The organism is Methylobacterium sp. Gmos1 (assembly GCF_053764715.1).
In genome coordinates this window covers 63268-79972 of sequence record NZ_JBSNCC010000016.1, presented here as the reverse complement: position 1 = coordinate 79972, position 16705 = coordinate 63268, and the positions used below count along the sequence as shown (strand labels likewise).

The window sequence follows — 16705 nt, the reverse complement described above, 5'->3', positions numbered from 1 at the left end:
GCGGGCCCTTTTTCGTCGGGCGGCGTCCCGTGCCCTATCTTTGCCAGGGCTCGGCCATGGGGGAGAATGCTTCCCCGCGCTCCTTATCGCCCGGAACCCCCGCCGATGCACGGCAGCCTGAACGTCGAGATCACCGCCGAGATCCTGCTCAAGGCCTACGCGGCCGGCATCTTCCCGATGGCGGAGGATGCCGACGACCCGACCCTGTACTGGGTCGAGCCGAAGGAGCGGGGCATCCTGCCCCTCGACCGTTTCCATCTCGGCCAGCGCCTCGCCCGCACGGTGCGCAACGGCGATTTCGAGGTGGTGACCGACCGCGACTTCGACGCGGTGATCGAGGGCTGCGCCGCGCCGCGGCGCGACAGCGACCGCACCTGGATCAACGCCCGCATCCGCGCCCTCTACGGCGAGTTGTTCGACCTCGGCCATTGCCACACCGTCGAGGTCTATGGCGGCGAGCCCCGCGCCCTGGTCGGCGGGCTCTACGGCGTCTCCCTCGGCGCGGCCTTCTTCGGCGAGAGCATGTTCCACGTCGCCCGGGACGCCTCGAAGGTCGCGCTCGTCCACCTCGCCGCCCGGTTGAAGCGCGGCGGCTACACCCTGCTCGACGCCCAGTTCGTCACCAGCCACCTCGCGCAGTTCGGCGCCGAGGAGGTGCCGCGCCACGTCTACAAGGCGATGCTGCGCGCCGCGATCGAGCGGCCGGCGCAGTGGGACAGCGCAGCGCTCACCGGCGCGGAGGCGGTCGCGGCGCTCGGGCAGCCCTGAACGCGGGCGATCACCTCGGGGATAGTCGATCGTTCGGGAACACCAAGCAAATCCGATTGCCGGATCTTCCCGAAAGAAGTCTCCCCGATCCTGCGAAACGTTGCCACGAGGTCACGGCGTGCGGGGTTCCGGCGCCGATTCTGCCCCAGAACTACGGGATCGTGCAATGCCCCGTCTGGCGGGATTGCGGCGGAACGGCGAAGCTCGCTATCTCTTCTCCCCAGGGAGGCGCCGCGCGGCGTCACGAAGAATAATCGGTGAGGGAGCGGGTCGGGCATGACGGCGTCGCGCTGGGGATTTCTGGTCACGACCGCTCTCGTCTCGGCCGCGCTGACCGTGCCGGCGGCGGCGCAAGGCACCATCGCCCTCGACACGATCGACGTCGTGCCGGTGACGCCGGTCGGCGGCGCGGCCGGCACCCGGAGCGCCGGGACCGGCGAGCGGATCGAGAGCGGCGGCGCCCTGCCGCTCGCCAAGGTGCCGTTCACCGTCGAGACCGTGACGGCGCGGCAGTTCGAGCAGGACCGCGCCACCCTCGATCCCACCTTCACGCTCGCCCGCACCACCCCCGGCGTGAGCCTGTCCGACGGCCAGGGCAGCAGCTTTCGCCAGACCCTGACCTATCGCGGCTTCGATGCCTCGCCGCTGCTCGGCGCGCCGCAGGGGCTCGCCGTCTACCAGAACGGCACCCGCATCAACGAGGCCTTCGGCGACGTGGTGAACTGGGACCTGATCCCCCAGGTCGCGATCAACCGCATCGACATCGTCACCGGCAACCCGATCTTCGGCCTCAACGCGCTCGGCGGCGCGGTCAACATCGAGATGAAGAACGGCTTCACCTGGCAGGGCAAGGAAGTCTCGGTGATGGGCGGCTCGGACGGCCGCATCCTCGGCACGCTGCAATATGGCGAGGTGATCGGCCCCTGGAGCTTCTACTTCGCCGGCGAGGGCCTGCGCGACGCCGGCTGGCGCTACCGGTCGCCGTCCGAGATCGGCCGGGTCTACGCCGATCTCGGCCACCGCAGCCTCGATTCCGAGTTCCACATCATCGCGTCGGGCGCCAAGACCTATTTCGGCGCCGCCGCCGCCACGCCGGTCGACTTCACCCGCACCAACCAGCGGGCGATCTTCACCTCGCCGCAATCGATCGACACCGCGGTCGGCCAGATCCAAGTCACCGGCAAGGTCAACCTCTCCCCGACCTGGGATCTCTCGGGCAACGCCTATGTCCGCCGCCTGAGCCAGTTCGTGGTCGACGGCAACGACGGCAACTTCGAGAATTGCTCGTCGCGTTCGAACTTCCGCGGCTCCCTGTGCTACGAGGATGACGGGTTCTCCGCCGCCCCGGGCCAGACCCGGGCGCAGTTCGCCAACCAGTTCCTGATCTTAGGGCCCCAGAACCAGCGCATCCCGTTCCGGGCCGGCGTGCCCTACGGCACCCTCGACACGGTCCGGACCGAGGCGACCGGCTACGGCGGCACGCTGCAGGCCACCAACCGCGACCGGATCTTCGATCGGCCGAACACCTTCATCGTCGGCGGCAGCATCGACGTCGCGACCTACGGCTTCAAGTCGTCGAGCACGCTCGGCGTCATCAACCCGGATCTCAGCGTCACGACCGACCCGCTCAACCCGACCTACGGCAATATCCCGGGCCTCGGCACCGGACCGATCCGCACGGCGGCGGCGCTCGGCATCGCGCCGAGTTCGGTCACCGGCTCGAACCTCTACATGGGGCTCTACGCCCTCGACACGCTCGACCTCACCGACCGGCTCTCGCTCACCGCCGGGGCGCGGCTGAACTTCGCCCGCATCACCACCCAGGACCTCACCGGCTTCTCGCCCGACGTCACCGGCACGCACTATTACAGCCGGATCAACCCGGTCGCCGGCCTGACCTACCGGGTCACCGACTGGCTCGGCGTCTACGGCGGCTATTCCGAGTCGAACCGGGCGCCGACGCCGCTTGAGCTCGCCTGCGCCAACCCGGACCGGCCCTGCCTGTTGCCGAACTCGCTCGTCGCCGATCCGCCGCTGCGGCAGGTCGAGGCGCGCACCTACGAGGCCGGCATCCGCGGCTCGGTGCCGAACGTCTACGAGGACGGGCTCCTCACCTACAAGCTCGGCGCCTTCCGCACCGACCTCACCAACGACATCCTCCAGGTCGCGGTGCCGGGCAACGCGGCGCGCGGCTACTTCGTCAACGTGCCGGCGACCCGGCGCCAGGGCATCGAGGTCGCGGCCGAGTACACGACCGGCCGCCTGAGCCTCTACGCCAACTACGCGCTGATCGACGCCACCTTCCAGTTCCGCGGGGAGCTGTCCTCGCCCAACAACCCCCTCGCCGACGACGGGCTCATCACCGTGCGCCCGGGCAACAAGGTGCCGCTGGTGCCCGACCACCAGGTCAAGGCCGGTTTCGATTACGCCATCACCCCGCAATGGCGCTTCGGCATGAACATGCAGGCGTTCTCGTCGTCCTACTTCCGCGGCGACGAATCGAACCTCAACCGCAAGCTGCCGGCCTACTTCACCGCCAACCTCAACACCAGCTTCCAGCTGACGCCGACGGTGCAGATCTTCGGGCTGGTGACCAACCTGTTCAACAACCGCTACGCCAATTTCGGCACCTTCCTGGAGCGTGACACCGCGTTCGCCGGCCGCTACGTGCTGAATGACCCCCGCACCACCACCCTGGTGCAGCCGCTCTCGGTCTATGGGGGCGTGCGGATGACGTGGTAGCGCCGCGCCCGATTGACACGAGGGCGCCTGGCGGGCTCGTGTCACGCGGCGGCCGTCGACAAAACCTTACGATGGAAGTGGCGCGGGATCCTTCCTCCCACACGGGAGAGGGGAGGCGCGCTTCGTTCCTTCCCCGCGCAGCCGGCCTACCGCGAAGATCCCCCGAGGCCCCGTTGCGCCCGACCCTTCCACCATCCACCGCCGCCCCGCGCCGGCTCCTGCCCGCGCTCTGGTCCGGCCGCCCGATGCGGGCACGGCTGCTGGTGGTCGTCGTCCTCATCAACGCGGTGGCGGCGGCGATCTCGGGCGCGGTCATCATCCACAAGGCGCGCACCGCGACGCAGGTCGAGACCGCGGCCTCGATGGCGGTGGTCGAGCCGCTGGTGGCCGAGACCCTGCAGGCTTTGCAGGACGCGCCCCTGCCCGGCCTGTTCCGCACCCTCTCCTTGCGCTTCCAGGGCCTGCGCCACGTCCGGGTGACGCTCGTCGACGCCATGAACCGGCCGACCGAGGCCGGGACGCCGCGGGAGGGCACCCGGCGGGCGCCCCACTGGTTCGCCCGCCTGATCGCCCCGGCCACTCAGCGCCACGAGGTGCCGCTGCTGCTGCGGGGTGAGCGCATCGGCACCGCGCTCGTCACCGCCGAGCCCTCGGACGAGATCGACGAGGTCTGGGGCTACGCCCTGGCGCTCGGCCTCACCGGCCTCGCCTTGAGCCTCGCGATGCTGGCGATCCTCTTCCTCGCCTTCGGGCGGATCCTGAGCCCGCTCGCCCAGCTCGCCGCCGGGCTGACGCGCCTGGAGCAGCACGATTACGACGCGCGGGTGGATCGGCCCGACACCCGCGAGCTCGCGGTGATCGCGACCCGGTTCAACCGCCTCGCCGAGGCCTTGGGTGCGGCGCGCGCCGCCAACCTCCGGCTCACCCGCCGCCTCCTCACCGCCGAGGAGGACGAGCGCCGGCGCACGGCGCTCGAACTGCACGACGAGTTCGGCCCGTGCCTGTTCGGGCTGGAGGCCAACTCCTCCTCGATCGCCCGCATCGCCAAAACCCTCGACGAGCCGGCGCGCAGCCGCCTGACCCAGCGCACCGACGACATCGCGGCGATCGTCACGCGGGTGCAGACCATCAACCGGGCCCTGCTCAACCGCCTGCGCCCGGCCGGACTCGGCCAGGTGCCGTTGAGCCGCTGCCTCGAACTCCTGGTGCGCGAGGCCGCCCGGCACCATCCCGAGATCGCGGTCGAGGGGCATGTCTCGTCGCTCAAGGCCGGCTACGGCGACCTCGTCGACCTCACCGTCTATCGCTGCGTGCAGGAGGGCCTGACCAACGCGCTGCGCCACGCTCGCGCCTCGCGGGTGGCGGTGACGGTGACCGAGCGGGGCGGCAGCCTGCACCTCGCCGTCGAGGACGACGGGGGCGGCCTTACTGCGGAGCCGGACGGGGAGCGGAAGGGCCGGGGCCTCGCCGGGATGCGCGAGCGGGTCGAGGCGCTCGGCGGCCGGCTCGCCCTGATGCCGCGCGAGCCCGGCACGTCCTTGCGCATCGCGCTCCCGGCCGGGACGCCCGAGGAGGAGGCCCCGTGACCCGCGTCGTCGTCGTCGACGATCACCCGATCGTGCTCCAGGGCGCCCGGCGCCTGCTGGAGGATGCCGGCGCCGAGGTGCGCGCCGCCGCCGCCCTGCCGGAGGGCTATCGCGCGATCCTGCGCCACCGGCCCGCGGTGGCGGTGATCGACCTCGCCTTTCCGGGCCGGGAGCTGGCCGGCCTCGCGCTGATCGGCCGGGTGCGCAAGCGCGCGCCTGCCACCCGGGTTCTGGTGTTCAGCATGCACGCCGACCCGGCGGTCGTCGCCCGGGCGCTCGCCGCCGGCGCCGTCGGCTACGTGCTCAAGGACGCGCCGGCCGCCGACCTGGTGCGGGCCTACGAGCAGGTCCGGGCCGGGCGGCCCTACCTCGACGGGCGGCTGGCCACCGAGGTCGCCCTGCTCCAGGCCGACCCGCGCCGCTCGCTCCTCGGGACCTTGAGCCCGCGCGAGCGCCGCATCCTGGCGCTGCTCGCCGATGGCCGGGGCTACGCGGCGATCGCCGAGGATTTGTCGGTCAGCTACAAGACCGTGACGAATGCCTGCGCGGCCCTGCGCCAGCGGCTCGGCGTGGCGACGCTGACCGAGCTGACGCATTTCGCGGTCAGGCACGCGGCGGATCTGCGCTGACGCCCCGGGATCCGGGACCGATCAGAGGGCCGTCGAGATGATGGCCGTGAGCGTCGCCACCGAGACGACCGTCGCAACGACGACCGTCGCCGCCGAGACCTCCATCATCGCGCCCGAGCGATGCGCGAGGAGGAAGGCGTTGGCGCCCGTCGGCAGGGCTGCCGTGACGACCATGATGATCGCGGCCGGCTGCGGAACGGACGCCGCCGCCACGGCGAGCCCCATGCAGAGCGGCATGACCGCGAGCTTGATGGCGACGGCAGCGAACACCGGTGGGCCGACATTGCCCCGGCGCAGCACCGGCAGCGAGGCGCCGAGGCTGATGAGTGCCAGCGCCGGCGCGGCCTGCGCGAGAAGCTCGAGTATGCGCCGCAGCGCCTCGGGCACGGGCAGGCCGGTCCAGTTCCAGGCCGTCGCCGCCATGATCGAGGAGATGATCGGGTTCTTGAGGCTGCCGACGACCGTGTCCCGCACCGTACGGACGAGGGACCGCCGATGCTCGCCCCTGTCGAGTTCGACGAGGACCGTCGCCGCGGGCAGGAGGAGGAGCGAGTGCGCCGCGATGATCGACAGGAGGATGGCGAGGCCCGCCGCACCCCAGATCGCCCCCACGATGGGGATGCCGAGGAGGACGGTGTTGCCGAACGCGGCGTTCAGCCCGAACAAAGCCGCCTGCGCGACGGTCATGCGCATCAGCGCGATTCCGCCCAGCACCGACACGGCGAAGAGCGGCAGCGCGACGGCGAAGTAGAGGACGATCACGTCGAGGCGCGGCGGGGTCCGGCTGCCGACGATCGACAGGAACAGCAGCGACGGCAGCAGGATCCAGAAGATCAGGCTCGTCAGCCCCTTCGTGTCGCCCTTGTCGACGACGCCGAGCCGGATGATCAGGCGGCCGATCGCGATCAGGCCGAAGACCGGAAGGATCACGGAGACCAGGGTCGACGCGATCGTCGCGAGGTGTGACATGCGCTCGAGGCTCGTCCTGCCGGGTTCGACCTTAGCGGGAATCCCGTCGCCGGATCGATGCGAGAGGACGGAGCCGGCGCTGCCCACAGGGCTTTTCGGGGTCGCCGCCGGCGATGGCGCGGCGCGCGCCGGGCGGGGACGGCGTCTTCCTGTCCCACCCGCGAGCTTCATCCTGAAGTGACCGGCGATCGAAGATCGCGCTGCGTAGCGGCCTCGAAGGAGGGCTCCAGTTCTCTCCCGAGACGTCTGGAAGCCTCCTTCGAGGCTCCCTCCGGTCGCACCTCGGGATGAGGTTCGTGGGCGGGATAATATCCTGCCGACCGATCGAACAGGCCGCCAGTCGCTCGTCGATCGACTGACCCCGAAAGGAGGCTTCAGGAGCCGCGAGGACGGCGGGAGCCCGCCTTCACCCTACAACGCCTCCCCCCGCATCAACCGCGGCTGGCGCCCGCGCAAGCCCGCCGCCTCGCGGATGAACAGGCGCTTCAGCCCCGGCAGCCGGTCGACGAGTCCGAGGCCGAGGTCGCGGGCGAGGCGCACCGGCAGGGCGTCGTTCGAGAACAGCCGGTTGAGGCCGTCGGTCGCCGCGCCCATCGCCAGCGTGTCGAAGCGGCGGCTGCGCTCGTAGGTCTCCAGAGCCTCCGGGCCCCCGGGATCGAGGCCGAGGCGCATCGTGTCGGCGAGCGCCTCGGCCAGGGCGGCGGCGCTGCGCAGGCCGAGATTCAGGCCCTGGCCGGCGATCGGGTGGATGACGTGGGCGGCGTCCCCCAAGAGCATCAGGCGCCGGGCGCCGAAGCGCCGGGCGATGCCGAAGGAGAGCGGATATGCCCGCAAGGGCGATTCGAGCGCGATGCGGCCGAGGCCTAAGCCGAAGCGGCGCTCGACCTCGATCAGCGCCTCCTCGGGGCCGCCGCCGAGGAGGGCCGGCACCTCGGATTGCCGCTCGGTCCAGACGATCGAGGAGCGGTGGCCGAGCGACCCGCCGGGGGGCAGCGGCAGCACCGCGAAGGGGCCCGACGGCAGGAAGTGCTCGATCGCCCGCCCCTCGTGGTCGCGCTCGTGCGCCACCGTCGCGACGATGCCCGACTGGGGATAGGACCAGCCGACCCAGCCGATCCCGGCGGCCTCGCGCAGGCGCGAACGGGCGCCGTCCGCCGCCACGACGAGGTCGGCGCGGATCGAGCGTCCGTCCGGCAGGCGCGCGGCGATCTTGTCCGTCTCCGGCACGGCGGAGAGGACGGGACTTCCCTCCAGCGCCACGCCGGCCGCGACCGCGGCCTCGCGGAGCGCCGCGAGCAGGCCGCCGCCCTCGATCATGTGGGCGAAGGGCTCTCCGTCGGCCACCTCGCCCTCGAAGGTCAGGAAGGTCGGCCGCACGGGATCGGCGAGGCGGCTGTCGGTGATGACCATCTCGCGGATCGGCTGGGCGCTCAGGCCGACCGCGTCCCACACGCCGAGGCGCTCCAGCATCCGCCGGGCGGCGGCCGCGACCGCGTAGGCGCGCAGGTCCCGCGAGGCATCCGCACGGGCGAAGGCCGGATCGCAGACCGTGACCCGCACCGATTCGCCCAGCGCCTGCCGCAGGGCGAGCGCCAGCGCCAGCCCCGGGAGCCCGCCGCCCGCCACCACGATCTCCCGCGCCGCCCCGCGCCGCCCGCTCACGCCTTCGTCCTGCGCCATGCCACCCTGCGCCATGCCATCGTCGCCCGCTGCTCGCCCGATGGGCAGGGCTCATAGCATGACGGCGAGCGGTTGGCGTCGCTTGACGGCGCGCATCCGCCTGCGTCAGCTACGCGCCCCTCCCCCATCTGCGGAACCTGTCCCTTGCGCGCGGTCGCCGACCTCCTCGACATCCTCGACCTGGAAAAGCTGGAGGAGAACCTCTTCCGGGGCCGCTCGCCCAAGGATCGCTGGCAGCGGGTCTTCGGCGGCCAGGTGATCGGCCAGGCCTTGGTCGCGGCGACCCGGACCGTGCCGCCGGAGCGCCGGCCGCACTCGATCCACGCCTATTTCCTGCTCGGCGGCGACCCGAAGGTGCCGATCGTCTACGAGGTCGACCGCATCCGCGACGGCCGCAGCTTCACCACCCGCCGCGTGGTGGCGATCCAGCACGGCCGGCCGATCTTCTCGATGTCGGCCTCCTACCACGTCGAGGAGCCGGGCTTCGACCATCAGGCCGAGATGCCGGCGGTGCCAAGCCCCGAGGACCTGCCCGGCGAGGGCGCGCTCAAAGCCAAGATGCTCCAAGACAAGATGATGCCGGGGATGCCCGATCCGGTCCGGGCCTATTTCGAGCGCGAGCGGCCGATCGAGCTGCGCCCGGTCGAGATCGAGCGCTACGCCTCCCGCACGCCCGGGCCGCCGCGCTTCCACGTCTGGATCCGGGCGACCTCGCCCCTGCCGGACGACCCGGCGATCCACCAGGCGGTGCTGGTCTACGCCTCCGACATGACGCTGCTCGACACCTCGCTGATCCCGCATGGCCGCACGGTGTTCGAGAGCGAGATCCAGCCGGCGAGCCTCGACCACGCCCTGTGGTTCCACCGGCCGTTCCGGGCCGACGAGTGGCTGCTCTACGCCCAGGACAGCCCGAGCGCGTCGGGCGGCTGCGGCGTGTCCCGCGGGCTGATCTTCACCCGCGACGGCACCCTCGTGGCCTCGGTCGCGCAGGAGGGCATGATCCGCCAGAAGCGGACCGCGCCCGAACCCGACGCGTGACCCGCTCCGCCTTCTGTTTAGGCATTTGCTGATCTTTTAAGCGGCAATGCCGCCATGAGCGGCTTCATTATCCGCAATCGGCCCAGGAACCGGGCAGCTTGTCCGTAGGTCCGCTGCTGCGCCGTGGCACGTTCCTTGATTGATGGTTGTCGAGACCGGTGCCGCGGCCCGACGGGTTCGCCGCGGTGCCGGATCACGCCTCGCTCCGGCGCGTCCGGGCGTGGGGACGCCATAATCGAAAGGGGGCTCGTCCCATGAAGATCGTCATGGCCATCATCAAGCCGTTCAAGCTGGAGGAGGTCCGCGACGCCCTCACCAGCATCGGCGTGCACGGCCTGACCGTGACCGAAGTGAAGGGCTACGGCCGGCAGAAGGGGCATACCGAGATCTATCGCGGGGCCGAGTACGCCGTCAGCTTCCTGCCCAAGCTCAAGATCGAGGTGGCGGTGGCCGTCGACCTCGTCTCGAACGTCGTCGACACCATCGCGGCCGCCGCCCGCACCGGCCAGATCGGCGACGGCAAGATCTTCGTGATGCCGCTCGAGAAGGCCGTGCGCATCCGCACCGGCGAGACCGACGTCGACGCCCTCTGACGGCGCCTCCCGCGCGGGGCCGCCTCGAGCGCCCCGCCGCTGTTTCCCTACGTCATGGCCTTTGATTCCATCGGGAGTTCCTCTTCCATGAAGCTTCGCAACGTCCTGGCTCTCGGCCTGGGAGGCGCCGCGCTGGCGCTGATCCTGGTGGAGCCGTCCCTGGCGCAGACGCCGACCGTCGAGGCGGCGCCGGCCGCCGCGGCGGCGCCGGTGCCCAACAAGGGCGACACCGCCTGGATGCTGATCTCGTCCGCGCTCGTGCTGATGATGTCGATCCCCGGGCTGGCGCTGTTCTACGGCGGCCTGGTGCGCACCAAGAACATGCTGTCGCTGCTGACCCAGGTCTTCGCCATCGTCAGCCTCGCCTGCATCGTCTGGGTGTTCTTCGGCTACAGCCTCGCCTTCACCAACGGCGGCGGCCTCAACGATTTCGTCGGCGGCTTCTCGAAGGCGTTCCTGCGCGGCGTCGACGCCAACTCGGTCGTTGCGACGTTCTCGAACGGCGTCGTCATCCCCGAATACGTCTACATCTGCTTCCAGATGACGTTCGCGATGATCACCCCGGCGCTGATCGTCGGAGCCTTCGCCGAGCGGATGAAGTTCTCGGCCCTGATGCTGTTCTGCCTGCTGTGGCTGATCTTCATCTACTTCCCGATGGCGCACATGGTCTGGTACTGGGGCGGCCCCGACGCGGTCGGCAACGCCGCCAAGGCGCTCGCCGCGGCCACCGACGAGGCCTCGAAGAAGGCGGCCCAGGACGCGCTCGACGCCGTCAACGCCGATGCCGGCCTGCTGTTCAAGTGGGGCGCCCTCGACTTCGCCGGCGGCACCGTGGTGCACATCAACGCGGGCATCGCCGGCATCGTCGGCTGCCTGATGATCGGCAAGCGTATCGGCTACGGCCGCGACCTGCTCGCCCCGCACTCGCTCACCATGACGATGATCGGCGCCTCGCTGCTCTGGGTCGGCTGGTTCGGCTTCAACGCCGGCTCCAACCTCGAGGCCAACGGCTCGGCGGCGCTCGCGATGATCAACACCTTCGTGGCCACCGCCGCGGCCGGCCTGTCCTGGCTCCTCGTCGAGTGGGCCGCCAAGGGCAAGCCCTCGCTGCTGGGCATGCTCTCGGGCGCGGTCGCCGGCCTCGTCGCCGTCACCCCGGCCTGCGGCTTTGCCGGCCCGATGGGCTCGATCGTGCTCGGCCTCGTCGCCGGCGCCGTCTGCTTCGTGATGTGCTCGACCGTCAAGAACGCCCTCGGCTACGACGACAGCCTCGACGTCTTCGGCGTGCACTGCGTCGGCGGCATCATCGGGGCGCTCGCCACCGGCATCCTGGTCAACCCGGCGCTCGGCGGCGTCGGCGCCCCCGACTACGCCACGAAGCCCGGCGAGCTGGTGGCCGCGGCCTACGAGTTCGGCCCGGCCTTCCTGTCCCAGGCCAAGGCGGTCGGCTTCACCATCCTGTGGTCCGGCATCGGCTCGGCGATCCTCTACAAGATCGTCGACGTGGTGGTCGGCCTGCGCGTGACCCAGGACGAGGAGCGCGAGGGCCTGGATCTCGCCGATCACGGCGAGCGGGCTTACAACTACTGAAGACTGTTGTGGGCCGGGGTGCGGTTCGCGCTCCGGCTCATCGGCGAGGCTGGAAAAGCCCCGGTGCGGTTGCGCCGGGGCTTTTTCTTTGTCCGAGATATTCCGCTCGACCACGTTCGAGGCCGCCGGGAGATTGTACCTACGATTCCCCTCACAAGATCATCCCGGGCTCCGCTGCGCGGCCCCAGAATGACGATGGTGGTCTTCAGGCATATCGATGAGATCGGTTAGGCGCCCGTCCGCGGTCCGGCGATCGGATGCTGTCCACGATCCGCATGCGGCGCAGAAAGATCCGGGCCGCGTGCGCGGTCTCGGAATCCGGCAGGACAGGAGGGGGCATCGATGCCTCGCGCGCAGCAAACGGGCCGACGGCGCCCGTTCACGGAAACCCTAGCAGATCCAGCGTCTTCGCGCCGCCCTCCCGCGACGCCGCAAGACGCGGTTAGCCTTAAACCACCATTAACCGCACCGCCCCATCCTCACGGTCCAGTTCCGCGTACCCGGTCTCGTCCCGCATGCGTTCGCTTCGTCGCTCGGCCTCGCCCTACGATGGCCTCATCGACACGTTCCGCGCGTTCCTGACGCGGCGGGCGACAGAGGTCACCGGCCTCGCCCTGCTCGTCGGGGCGGCGTGCTTCACCGTGGCCCTGGCGACGTGGTCGATCGACGACCCGAGCCTCAACCACGCCACCTCGCGCACGGCCCGCAACCTGCTGGGCTTCGGCGGCGCGGTGGTGTCGGATCTCGGCATGCAGCTCCTGGGCCTCGGCGCGCTCGCCTTCGCGCTGCCGCCGGCGGTGTGGGGCATGCGGTTGCTGCGCACCCACCGGCTGGCGCGGCTGCAATTGCGGCTGGTGCTCTGGATCATCGGCTTTGGCGCGGCGAGCGGCATGGCGAGCGCGCTGCCGCCGACCGCGCGCTGGCCGCTGCCGACCGGCCTCGGCGGCGTCGCGGGCGACGCGCTGCTCGGCGCCGCCAAGGCGATCGCCGGCCCGGCCGGAGCCTTCGCAGGCTTCCTCTACGCGGCGGTCGCGGTAGTGAGCCTGACCGGCGCCTGCGGCTTCGGCTTGATCGAGGACGAGGAGGGCGAGGACGAGACCGAGTCCTACGCTCCCGTGGTCAGCCGCTACGACGACCGCCAGCCCCGCCGCGGCGCCGGGTCGGCCCACGACGACGACGCGCCCGGGCTCGGCCTCGCCTCGCTCGGGGCGCTCGCCCACCTGGCGATCAGCGCGAAGAGCGCGGTCGCGCAGAAGATCGACGCGATCCGCGACGGCTCCTGGCGCCACAGTGCCGCCGACCCCTACGCGGGCAATTCTCCTGCGCTCGCCGCGCGCCGCGCCTTCGCCGAGCCCGGCGAGGACGAGGCCTGGGACGAGCCCGAGCATCCGGCCGAGCGACCGACCAAGTCCGGCCGCCGGGAGCCGGTCTTCGCCGAAGGTGCCCCGCGCCGGGTCGAAGCGACCGGACCTCGTGGAACGCTCGGCCGGGCCGAGCCGATGTTCGACGACGAGCCCCTGGACGAGGACGAGGCGGAGGCCCCGCGCGGCCGCGTCGCGCCCCCTCCTCCGCCGATCCAGACCCGCCGCGCGCCCGCTCCCGCGCCGGCGTCGCCGGATTCCTACGAGATGCCGGCGCTGACGCTGCTCGCCGAGCCGCGCCACCCGGCCCCGAGCGCCGCGGTCTCGACCGACGCCCTGGAGCAGAACGCCACCCTGCTCGAATCGACGCTCGAGGATTTCGGCGTGCGCGGCGAGATCCTGGCGGTCCGCCCCGGTCCCGTCGTCACGCTGTACGAGCTGGAGCCGGCGCCGGGCACCAAGTCGAGCCGCGTCATCTCGCTTGCCGACGACATCGCCCGCTCGATGTCCGCCATATCCGCCCGCGTCGCCGTCGTGCAGGGCCGCAACGCCATCGGCATCGAGCTGCCGAACGCCAAGCGCGAGACGGTGTACCTGCGCGAGCTCCTGGCCTCGCCGGCCTTCGCCGAGACCAAGCAGAAGCTCGCGCTGTGCTTGGGGAAAAACATCGGCGGCGAGGCGATCATCGCCGATCTCGCCCGCATGCCCCACCTGCTCGTCGCCGGCACCACCGGCTCGGGCAAGTCGGTCGCCATCAACACCATGATCCTGTCGCTGCTCTACCGGCTGAAGCCGGAGGAGTGCCGGCTCATCATGGTCGACCCGAAGATGCTGGAACTGTCGGTCTACGACGGCATCCCGCACCTGCTCTCCCCTGTCGTCACCGATCCGAAGAAGGCGGTCATCGCCCTCAAATGGGCGGTGCGCGAGATGGAGGAGCGCTACAAGAAGATGTCGAAGCTCGGCGTGCGCAACATCGACGGCTTCAACGCCCGGGTGGCGGAGGCGCGCGCCCGCGGCGAGGTGATCACCCGCACGGTCCAGACCGGCTTCGACCGCGAGACCGGCGAGGCGATCTACGAGGACGAGGTCATGGACCTCGCCCCCCTGCCCTACATCGTGATCGTGGTCGACGAGATGGCCGACCTGATGATGGTGGCGGGCAAGGACATCGAGGGCGCGATCCAGCGCCTCGCCCAGATGGCGCGGGCCGCCGGCCTGCACCTGATCATGGCGACGCAGCGCCCGTCGGTGGACGTGATCACCGGCACGATCAAGGCGAACTTCCCGACCCGGATCTCGTTCCAGGTGACGAGCAAGATCGACTCGCGCACGATCCTCGGCGAGATGGGCGCCGAGCAGTTGCTGGGCCAGGGCGACATGCTGTTCATGGCGGGCGGCGGGCGCACGACCCGGGTGCACGGCCCGTTCTGCTCGGACGACGAGGTCGAGCAGGTGGTGGCCCACCTCAAGCGCCAGGGCCGCCCGTCCTATCTCGACGCCGTCACCGCCGAGGAGGGCGAGGAGGAAGCCGACGCCCCCGTGATGGACCAGGGCAGCTTCGGCGACCCCTCGGCCGACCTCTACGACCAGGCGGTGGCGGTGGTGCTTCGCGACAAGAAGGCCTCGACGAGCTACATCCAGCGACGCCTGCAGATCGGCTACAACCGGGCGGCCTCGCTGATGGAGCGGATGGAGCGCGAGGGCATCGTCGGCCCCGCCAACCACGCCGGCAAGCGCGAGATCCTGCTGGAGGACGGGCAGGACGCGTGAGGGCCGGCCTGGGTCCCGGAGACTGCTCCCTTCTCCGATGATCGACCTCATCCTGAGGTGCCGGACGATCGAAGATCGGCTGGCCTCGAAGGAGGCCTCCAGAGATCGCGAGGGCTCTGGAGGCCTCCTTCGAGGCTCACTTCGTTCGCACCTCAGGATGAGGTGGGAGGGTGGGATCCTCTCGATCCCGCCCCAGGCCTGGGCAGCAAGACCCGCCCCAATCTGATCTCGCGATCACCGCTGCCCGAAGCTCGCCTCTTTGAACAAGTCCTTCAGGTGGTGCGGCTGCGAGCGCCAGTACTGCTTGGGCGCCCGGACCTGCGCGCCCAGCTCCGCCGCGGCGTGCCAGGGCCAGCGGGGATCGTAGAGCATCGCGCGGGCGAGCGAGACCGCGTCCGCCTTGCCCTCCGTCAGGATGCCTTCCGCCTGGCGCGGCTCGGTGATGAGGCCGACCGCGATGGTGACGAGGTCGGTCGCCGCCCGTACCCGCTCGGCGAAGGGCACCTGGTAGCCCGGCCCGACCGCGATCTTCTGGCGGGGCGAGACGCCGCCGGTCGAGACGTGGATCGCCGCGGCGCCCAGCGCCTTCAGTCTTTCCGCGAAGGCGATGGTCTGCTCGACCTCCCAGCCCTCCTCGACCCAGTCCGTCGCCGAGACCCGGGCCCAGACCGGCTGGCCGCTCGGAAACACCTCGCGCACCGCCTCGAACACTTCGAGGGGGAAGCGCATCCGGTTCTCCAGGCTGCCGCCATAGGCGTCGGTGCGCTGGTTCGACAGCGGCGACAGGAATTGGTGCAGCAGGTAGCCGTGGGCGGCGTGGATCTCCGCCGCCTCGATGCCGAGGCGCACCGCGCGCCGGGCGGTGGCGGCGAACCCGTCGCGGATGCGCTTCATGTCCTCGCGGTCCAGCGCCCGGGGCGCCACCTCGCCCTCGGCATGGGCGAGCGCCGAGGGCGCCTCGGTGAGCCAGCCGCGGGGGGAGTCCGGCGCCACCTGGTGGCCGCCGCGCCACGGCGGCTCGCTCGACGCCTTGCGGCCGGCATGGGCGATCTGGATGCAGACCGGCACCGGGGCGTAGTCCCGCACCGCGTCCAGCACCTTGGCGAGCGCCCGCTCGGTCCCGTCGTCCCACAGGCCGAGATCGCCATAGGTGATCCGCGCCTCCGGCGACACGGCGGTGGCTTCCAGCGTCAGAAGCCCGGCGCCCGACATCGCGAGCTGGCCGAGATGCATCATGTGCCAGTCGGTCGCCGCGCCGTCGCGGGCCGAGTACTGGCACATCGGCGCGACGATGATGCGGTTCTCCAGCGCGAGGCCGTCGAGGCGCAGGGGCTGGAACAGGAGGGGAGAGCTCATACGGGGTACTCCGGTGCAGGATAGCCGCCAGGGTACCGGCAATGTGGCGCGGGGCCGCGGGCCCGGCCAGCGCGGGCGATGCAGGGCGCCTGCGCGCGGGGGGAGCGCCGCGGCGTGCGCCGGCGCACCGCGGGCGGTTACCAGCCGCGTCCGAGGCTGACGGCGATCCGGCTCGGGCGCGTGTCGACCAGGGCCGCCGCCAGGGCCTTGAGCGCCCGCGTCGCCGCACCGCGCGTCGCCGCCAGCGACCGGCGCGGCAGACCCTCGGCCTGGGCCAGCCGCTCGCCCGCGCCGAGAAGGCGCTCCACGATGCGCAGGACCCGCGGGTCGGTCTCGGTGAGCGCGCAGATATCGGACAGGGCGCTGCGCAGGGCGTGCATCGTCTCGCGCACCTCCGCGCCGGGCCCGAGGCCGACCGCCAGGTCGGCGAGGCGCTGCTCGATCCGGTCGAGCAGCACCCGGAGGGGCGGGGGCACCCTGTCGAGGATCGCGACCGCGCCGGGACCGGGGGCGCGATGGCTGGCGTGGGTTTCCGAACCGAGCATGGCGACTTCTCTAGTCAGATCGACTACGACCGCTTGGCCTTGTCACCATGCCAATTCTATGGAATTTTTGCAAGT

Annotated in this window: 12 protein-coding genes; 8 read left to right on the top strand and 4 right to left on the bottom strand. The window is 71.2% G+C overall.

Going from position 1 to position 16705, the window contains the following annotated elements; all coding sequences use genetic code 11:
* Positions 1–105 precede the first annotated feature (105 nt).
* The 4 genes from aat to ACS5PV_RS24710 all read left to right on the top strand — a co-directional run bounded on the left by aat (position 106) and on the right by ACS5PV_RS24710 (position 5725).
* Positions 106–768 (top strand): leucyl/phenylalanyl-tRNA--protein transferase, encoded by a 663-nt coding sequence (aat, locus tag ACS5PV_RS24725; RefSeq protein ID WP_455398000.1) that lies wholly within the window; start codon positions 106–108, stop codon positions 766–768.
* A gap of 276 nt (positions 769–1044) precedes the next feature.
* The gene (locus ACS5PV_RS24720) at positions 1045–3510 is read left to right on the top strand and encodes a TonB-dependent receptor (protein ID WP_455397999.1); all 2466 of its coding nucleotides are present in this window, start codon (positions 1045–1047) and stop codon (positions 3508–3510) included.
* A gap of 173 nt (positions 3511–3683) precedes the next feature.
* Positions 3684–5096: an ATP-binding protein gene (locus ACS5PV_RS24715; protein WP_455397998.1), complete on the top strand. Its 1413-nt coding sequence runs from the start codon at positions 3684–3686 to the stop codon at positions 5094–5096.
* A complete protein-coding gene (locus tag ACS5PV_RS24710; RefSeq protein ID WP_455397997.1) occupies positions 5093–5725 on the top strand; it encodes a response regulator in 633 nt (210 codons plus the stop codon). Before ACS5PV_RS24715 ends, ACS5PV_RS24710 begins: the two co-directional genes overlap by 4 nt.
* A gap of 21 nt (positions 5726–5746) precedes the next feature.
* On the opposite strand, the gene ACS5PV_RS24705 is transcribed toward ACS5PV_RS24710, so the two are convergent.
* Together ACS5PV_RS24705 and ACS5PV_RS24700 are read right to left on the bottom strand one after the other, a co-directional pair.
* Positions 5747–6694: an AEC family transporter gene (locus ACS5PV_RS24705; RefSeq protein ID WP_455397996.1), complete on the bottom strand. Its 948-nt coding sequence runs from the start codon at positions 6692–6694 to the stop codon at positions 5747–5749.
* 411 nt (positions 6695–7105) lie between these two features.
* The gene (locus tag ACS5PV_RS24700) at positions 7106–8389 is read right to left on the bottom strand and encodes an FAD-dependent monooxygenase (protein WP_455397995.1); all 1284 of its coding nucleotides are present in this window, start codon (positions 8387–8389) and stop codon (positions 7106–7108) included.
* A 129-nt stretch (positions 8390–8518) separates the two neighbouring features.
* On the opposite strand from ACS5PV_RS24700, the gene tesB reads away from it, so the two are divergent.
* The 4 genes from tesB to ACS5PV_RS24680 all read left to right on the top strand — a co-directional run bounded on the left by tesB (position 8519) and on the right by ACS5PV_RS24680 (position 14729).
* Entirely contained in the window at positions 8519–9412 is an 894-nt protein-coding gene (gene tesB / locus ACS5PV_RS24695; RefSeq protein ID WP_455397994.1) for an acyl-CoA thioesterase II, read from the top strand.
* A gap of 254 nt (positions 9413–9666) precedes the next feature.
* Complete coding sequence (locus tag ACS5PV_RS24690) at positions 9667–10005, top strand: P-II family nitrogen regulator (protein ID WP_048450383.1); 339 nt, start codon at positions 9667–9669, stop codon at positions 10003–10005.
* An 87-nt stretch (positions 10006–10092) separates the two neighbouring features.
* Positions 10093–11595 carry an ammonium transporter gene (locus ACS5PV_RS24685; protein WP_455397993.1) on the top strand — a complete coding sequence of 501 codons (1503 nt, stop codon included), beginning with the start codon at positions 10093–10095 and terminating at the stop codon, positions 11593–11595.
* A gap of 515 nt (positions 11596–12110) precedes the next feature.
* Positions 12111–14729, top strand: coding sequence for a DNA translocase FtsK (locus ACS5PV_RS24680; RefSeq protein ID WP_455397992.1), 2619 nt, complete (start codon positions 12111–12113; stop codon positions 14727–14729).
* 234 nt (positions 14730–14963) lie between these two features.
* Here the strand turns inward: ACS5PV_RS24680 and ACS5PV_RS24675 are convergent, their stop codons facing one another.
* Both ACS5PV_RS24675 and ACS5PV_RS24670 read right to left on the bottom strand, forming a co-directional pair.
* On the bottom strand, positions 14964–16085 hold the full coding sequence (locus tag ACS5PV_RS24675; protein ID WP_455397991.1) for an NADH:flavin oxidoreductase/NADH oxidase: 1122 nt from the start codon (positions 16083–16085) through the stop codon (positions 14964–14966).
* A gap of 137 nt (positions 16086–16222) precedes the next feature.
* Entirely contained in the window at positions 16223–16630 is a 408-nt protein-coding gene (locus ACS5PV_RS24670; protein ID WP_455397990.1) for a hypothetical protein, read from the bottom strand.
* Positions 16631–16705 lie beyond the last annotated feature (75 nt).

Bases quoted from the DNA above. Each gene is read 5' to 3' on its own strand.
- aat (WP_455398000.1), top strand. From the start codon at position 106: ATGCACGGCAGCCTGAACGTCGAGATCACCGCCGAGATCCTGCTCAAG.
- ACS5PV_RS24720 (WP_455397999.1), top strand. From the start codon at position 1,045: ATGACGGCGTCGCGCTGGGGATTTCTGGTCACGACCGCTCTCGTCTCG.
- ACS5PV_RS24705 (WP_455397996.1), bottom strand. From the start codon at position 6,694: ATGTCACACCTCGCGACGATCGCGTCGACCCTGGTCTCCGTGATCCTT.
- ACS5PV_RS24700 (WP_455397995.1), bottom strand. From the start codon at position 8,389: ATGGCGCAGGGTGGCATGGCGCAGGACGAAGGCGTGAGCGGGCGGCGC.
- ACS5PV_RS24690 (WP_048450383.1), top strand. From the start codon at position 9,667: ATGAAGATCGTCATGGCCATCATCAAGCCGTTCAAGCTGGAGGAGGTC.
- ACS5PV_RS24685 (WP_455397993.1), top strand. From the start codon at position 10,093: ATGAAGCTTCGCAACGTCCTGGCTCTCGGCCTGGGAGGCGCCGCGCTG.
- ACS5PV_RS24680 (WP_455397992.1), top strand. From the start codon at position 12,111: ATGCGTTCGCTTCGTCGCTCGGCCTCGCCCTACGATGGCCTCATCGAC.
- ACS5PV_RS24675 (WP_455397991.1), bottom strand. From the start codon at position 16,085: ATGAGCTCTCCCCTCCTGTTCCAGCCCCTGCGCCTCGACGGCCTCGCG.
- ACS5PV_RS24670 (WP_455397990.1), bottom strand. From the start codon at position 16,630: ATGCTCGGTTCGGAAACCCACGCCAGCCATCGCGCCCCCGGTCCCGGC.